General features: G+C 36.9%; 4 protein-coding genes and 1 pseudogene. All 5 read left to right on the top strand.

Features of this window, described 5'->3' with window-relative positions:
• Positions 1-3 precede the first annotated feature (3 nt).
• Entirely contained in the window at positions 4-1365 is a 1362-nt protein-coding gene (locus EZJ43_RS02730; RefSeq protein ID WP_165953072.1) for a substrate import-associated zinc metallohydrolase lipoprotein, read from the top strand.
• Positions 1366-1373: 8 nt separating this feature from the next.
• A complete protein-coding gene (locus EZJ43_RS02735) occupies positions 1374-2726 on the top strand; it encodes a DUF4302 domain-containing protein (RefSeq protein WP_133261120.1) in 1353 nt (450 codons plus the stop codon).
• 400 nt (positions 2727-3126) lie between these two features.
• A complete protein-coding gene (locus EZJ43_RS02745; RefSeq protein ID WP_133261122.1) occupies positions 3127-3789 on the top strand; it encodes a DUF2461 domain-containing protein in 663 nt (220 codons plus the stop codon).
• Positions 3790-3817: 28 nt separating this feature from the next.
• Positions 3818-4657, top strand: a complete 840-nt coding sequence (locus EZJ43_RS02750) for an OmpA/MotB family protein (protein ID WP_133261123.1) — start codon at positions 3818-3820, stop codon at positions 4655-4657.
• Between the two features lie 583 nt (positions 4658-5240).
• A pseudogene (locus EZJ43_RS17310) lies at positions 5241-6190 on the top strand (collagen-like protein); the annotation flags it as partial.

Consider the following 6190-nt stretch of genomic DNA (forward strand, 5'->3'; position numbering starts at 1 on the left):
AATATGAAAAATATAATATTTAAATCATTAATGTTTCTTACACTCTTCAGCTTATTGTTGTCGTGCAAAAAAGAAGCTAAACTTAACGTAGATTTAACCAAATCAACGGTAGATAATCCAACGGCTAATTCTCCGTTAGATGCGTGGCTTAAATCTACATTTTTAGATGAATATAATATGGATATTGTATATAAATACAACAGATATAAATATTCAAATGATGTTGTAGTTTCTGCGCCCGATACCACCCGCGTTCGCCCACAAATGCAAGCAGTTTTAAATGCATTTTTGTTGCCATATAGAAAGGCTGCTGGTGCTACCTTCATTAAAAAGAACACGCCTAAAGAATGGGTTTTATTTGGTTCCCCAGCTTACCAAACAAATGGTTCTTCCCTTGCAGGAACAGCTTCCGCTGGCAGAAATATTACACTTTACGATGTTAATAGTTTTAATGTAAACGACCCCGGTTCTGTTGTTGGTAAAATTTATGTAATCCACCATGAATTTACGCATATTTTAAACCAGTTGGTGCCAATACCAGATGATTTTAAAACAATAACAGCTTCAACTTACAATGCAAATTGGCCAGCTGTATCGGACCAAACTGCAAAGGATAATGGTTATGTTTCGGCTTATGCTTCTGGCTCGTATATTGAAGATTTTGCAGAGACCAATGCCGTGCTTCTCGTTTATGGGGAAATCTATTTTCGTGCGAGAGCCAATGGTTCCACTCCGGCAGGAAAGGCCGCTTTACTCGCAAAACAAGCTAGCGTTATACAGTATTACACGCTTTTAGGGATTGATTTTAGAACATTGCAAAAGGAGGTTCAGAAAGTTTTGAAAGATAGTTATAGCTATCAAAGTGCGTCTTTTCCTTCGGTACTAAACCAAGGTGGTGTCAGCCATATTCCTGTTGACCCTAGCGATGCAATCTATGCTAAATATCCAAACGGAAGCCAATATACTGCTGCGTTTAATGATGCTAAGGCGAAGTTTGCCTTAAAAGGTTACAACTTGGATTATTTGGATTTCGTTTTTAATTCCACTACAAAGTTAAGTGTTGTTGCGTATTTTTCAGGTGGCGGTGTTCAATACAATGGTGTCTACGATTTCTCTTATACAGTGGATCCAACATCAGGAGCCACAAAGTTTACGCGTATTGCCGATCAAGGAACGGGCAATCAATATGGCAATGCTAATTATTTTGCAACCGAATTTTCATCGTCGATTGAAAGTTATTTAACCCAAAATAATTTTACTGCAGATTATCTACCTACTAACATTGATGATGATAATTTGGGTAAATATGGTGGGTTTTATGTAACCGGTTCACCATCAAACTTTTTTTACGGTCCTCTTCAATAAAAACAACTATGAAAAAATATATTTATTTATTTCTTTTCTTCCTTGCCGGATTGGCAGGATGTAAAAAATCATCATTCCAGCCGGCATTTGATAAAACTCCTGATGAAAGGCGTGGAGAGGAAGTTAGTTTGGTGAATACTCAACTAATTGCATCGCCAAATGGGTGGGTTGCTACGCTTCCAGCCTCCGCTGGTGGTGGGTATGGCTTTTATCTTAATTTTGATAATAAAGGTAACGTGTCAATGATAAGTGATATTAATAGCCAATCGGCAAGCACCCAGCGTGCATCTACATATCGTGTAATTGCAGGCTTAGGGGCCACTTTAATTTTCGATACCTATAATTACATAAGCTTTTTGCAAGATCCCAATCCAGCAACTTTAGGTGGTGCGCAAGGAAGAGGTTTTTCATCTGATGTGGAGTTTACTTATGTGAGGGCTAATGCGGATAGTTTATTTTTTACCGGTCGGCAATTCCGCCAGCCTTTAGTTATGGTAAAGGCGACTGCTTCTCAAAAAACAGCTTACTTAGGTGGTGGGTTAAAAACGTCTATTGATAACATTAAAGCATATTTGGCAGGAAATCCAAATCCTTATATAAACATAGTTTCGGGCTCTTCTACAATACAGGTGGGCATAACCCTAAACGTTACCAACGATTTATTAACTGGTAAAAGAGTTAGTTATGGTGTGGTATCGGCAGATAAAAGAACTGTTGACCTGGGCGCGGGTAAATTCGTTTTTACGCTCTTAGGAGCAGAAATTATAGGCGATGGTTTAGTTTATGGGAATGTGAAATTTACAAAGATTTCATTCAAAGATGCAAATACACTAGCATTTTATGATAGTACTGGCAAGGAATATATTGTTCAGGCTAGTCCGACTCCATTAGTTCCGCTTAGTTTACTTCTCGGTAAAACTTATTCTAAAGTTGCGTTACCTAATGCAACTACATTTGCAGGTTGGAGTCCTGATTTTGTAAATAGAAGGGCGAGTGCTGCTAATAATTTGTTTAATGGTGGTTATTCGCTTACTTTAGAGAATATTGATTTTACTTTCGATGGCAACAATAAAACCATTGAAATGAAGATTGCAATACCGCAGTACGGAACTCGATACGAGGCAAATTTATATTATAACTATGCCATTGCAGATGATGGGACAATAAAGTTCACTTATACAGGTCCAGATAATGTTAATGGTCCTCTTGTTGTAACCGCTATGGCTCCTATCACCTCACAACGATTAAATACTAACAACTTTAAAATGGATTATTCAACTGATCCCGTTACAGGAAAATTGTTAGGTAAATTTACAAGTGTAGAGAATCCAAATTTTAGTTTTACTGGGTTTCTTCAATAAAATTTCGTTTTCGAGATTAACTTAATTAAAGCCCCACCCAAAAAGTGGGGTTTTTTTATGACATAATTTTTAAACTCACACCACCTTAATCTGTATATTTGTACCGATGAAGAAAGTAATAATTTTTTGCACAGTGTTTTTGATATCAACCTTTCTGGTTAGTTCAAATCTTTTCGCTCAATGCGCTATGTGCGCCATAAACGCTGAACAAGGCACCAAAAACGGGAATACGCAAGGCGTTGGATTAAATACGGGGATTATATATCTTTTGGTTATCCCATATATATTGGCGGTTGTGATTGGTGTTATTTGGTATAAAAAGTACAGAAAACCCAATATTTTAACTTAAATAAAACCTTAAGGTGGCTTTTAAATTTTATTAGTCAACAAGTATAACTTTATGTTGAAAAAAGAAACTTTAAACTTTATTAGTTCTGTTGCTGCCAACAATAATCGGGAGTGGTTTGCAATTAATAAAGCAAGTTACGAGGATGCAAAAGCCGATGCGTTAGTTTTAGTAGAATCCATCATGGCCGAGCTTGCTAAAATAGATCCACTTATTTCTGCAAATGCCGACCCTAAAAAACATCTGATGCGTATATACAGAGATGTAAGGTTCAGTAAAAATAAGGATCCGTACAAAAACAATTTTGGGATTTGGTTTTCTGCCAAAGGCAAGGGAGGTAACGAACCAGGTTATTATTTGCACATCCAACCCGGTAAAAGCTTTTTAGCTGGAGGTTATTGGATGCCAGATGCTGCACATTTAAAACTCATCCGGCAGGAAATTGACTATAACATTTCTGCTTTTAAAGAGGTAGTAGAGTCTGAAACATTTACAACAACATTTAAATTAGGGAGAGATAATGCATTGAAAAATGCGCCGAAAGGTTACAATCCAGAAGATCCTAATATAGAATTTTTAAAATTAAAGAGTTTTGAAGCTTCCAAGCCGATTAAAGACAGTGATTTTTTAAAAACATCCATAGTAGAAAATATTGTGGCCGATTGTAAAACCATTTATCCTTTAGTCGCATTTTTACGTAATGCTATCAATAGCTAAACGAACAACGCCAAACGAAAAACGAACAATGAAAAATACCTTTCTTGCATTAGCACTTCTTTTAATGATCTCTGCTTTTACCTCTTGCGTGGTAATGTCACCAAAAAAGTATAAGGCCCTTTTAGCAAGCAAAGATTCATTGTACTCAGTAAATAACGAGCAACAAGTTAAAATAGAAAATCTAGAATCTGAGGCTAAAAAACTTAAAAAAGACACCACTTTAATGGCCGAAGAATTAAGGAATTTACAAGGTCGTTATAATGATGTTGATGCAAATTATGCTAAACTGAAAAGCAACACTTCTACAGAAATTAATAAGTTGTCGGGCGATTTAGCAGCTCGAGAAAAACGATTAAAAGAAGTTGAAGAGGTTTTACGAAAACGCGATGCGGCGACCAATTTATTGAAAGAAAAATTACAACAAGCCTTATTAGGTTTCGCCAAAAATGGCTTAACCGTAGAAATTAAAAATGGTAAAGTGTATGTTTCATTAATGGATAAATTGCTATTTCCTTCGGGAAGTATCATCATTGATGAAAAGGGAAAGCAAGCATTAACCCAATTGGCTAAAGTTTTAAAAGAACAGCCAGAAATTAATATCGCAGTGGAAGGTCATACCGATAATCAAAAGGTAAATAATCTCGGTCAGATAAAAGACAACTGGGATTTGAGCGTATTAAGGTCAACATCGGTAGTCCGTTTTTTAACAGAGCAAGAAAAAGTAGAAAGTGTTAGAATGACTGCTACCGGAAAAGGAGAGTTTCAGCCTTTAGGCCCCAATAATAGTACAGAAGCACGGAGTAAAAATAGAAGAATTGAGATTGTGCTTTCTCCAAAATTGGATGAGTTGTACAATCTGATTAAATAAGATTTTGACTAATCGACTAATCTCTATTTCCGAAAGGGAAAAGAGATTTTTTGTTTAAAAAAGACACGAGAACATATCGGTACTCAGATGTGGTTAATCTTCCCCGTCAATGAAGAATGTATTTGGTCCTTCATTAAATAAAATTTCCAGCTGCATCTAAAAACTTAAGTTTTTTTTAATTTCCATAAGTTTTACATATAAGCTTAAGTTACTCATTTACACATTAAACTTTTTAATATTTTACTTCATTTCTATTTAGCACTCAAATGAAATTGGGATAGATTACTAGGTTCTCAATTTCGCCATAAATATCCCCGTTGTGGGGAAAAATCCCCCAATCCCACTTTGTTAATTTAATGTCACTAATTGCTTGCAGGGCATACAGTCAAGTTCTTTTCTATTGGATTGATTTTTGGTATGCAACTATCGAGGAAAGCTTCATATCTAAATTAAAGACAGATTTAATGGTAACTGTACAAACATCTTTTTTATCTGAAGGATTATAATGTAAAGTACTGCTTGAAACTAAAAACACTTAAAAACAGCTCTCGATTAAATAACAATGCAATTAAAAACTTACGAAATGACAAAAAAATTACTTCTTGTTTTACTTTTTTCAATGTCTCTAACAGTTGCGCTCGCACAACAAAAAGTGAAAGATGGAACTGTTGGCGGGACTGGCTTGCCAAATAAAGATGCTGTTCTGGAATTAGAGAGTTCCAATAAGGGTTTGCTTTATCCGCGAGTTGGATTACGTTTAACAACTGACTTTTTTCCATTAACTACGCACGTAGCAGGTATGATGGTTTACAATACATCAACTACTGGAGATGTAACGCCTGGTATTTATTATAACGATGGTGCAAAATGGTATAAATATACGCAAGGTGCAGACGGTAAGTCCATATCAAGTGGATCGGGAGTGCCTGCTGTAGTGAAGCCAGGCGACATTTATATAAATACCATTAACGGTGATCTTTATACCAATAACGGTGGCGTTGTGTCTGTTACCGGAAATATAAAAGGACCAAAAGGAGAGACAGGGGCTAAAGGTGAAATCGGAGCAACTGGCTCTACTGGTGCTCAAGGTATCAAAGGAGACATTGGTTTAACGGGTGCTCCGGGTATCCAAGGAGACAAAGGAGTGAAAGGTGATACTGGTTTAACAGGTGCTCCGGGTATCCAAGGAGATAAAGGAGTGAAAGGAGATACTGGTTTAATGGGTGCTCCGGGTATCCAAGGAGATAAAGGAGTGAAAGGAGATACTGGTTTAACAGGTGCTCCGGGTATCCAAGGAGACAAAGGAGCTCAAGGTGATAAAGGAGATACTGGTTTAATGGGTGCTCCGGGTATCCAAGGAGATAAAGGAGTGAAAGGAGATACTGGTTTAACAGGTGCTCCGGGTATCCAAGGAGACAAAGGAGCTCAAGGTGATAAAGGAGATACTGGTTTAATGGGTGCTCCGGGTATCCAAGGAGATAAAGGAGTGAAAGGAGATACTGGTTTAACAGGTGCTCCGGGTATCCAAGGAGA

It is taken from the genome of Pedobacter changchengzhani, from assembly GCF_004354365.1.
GTDB lineage: Bacteria > Bacteroidota > Bacteroidia > Sphingobacteriales > Sphingobacteriaceae > Pedobacter > Pedobacter changchengzhani.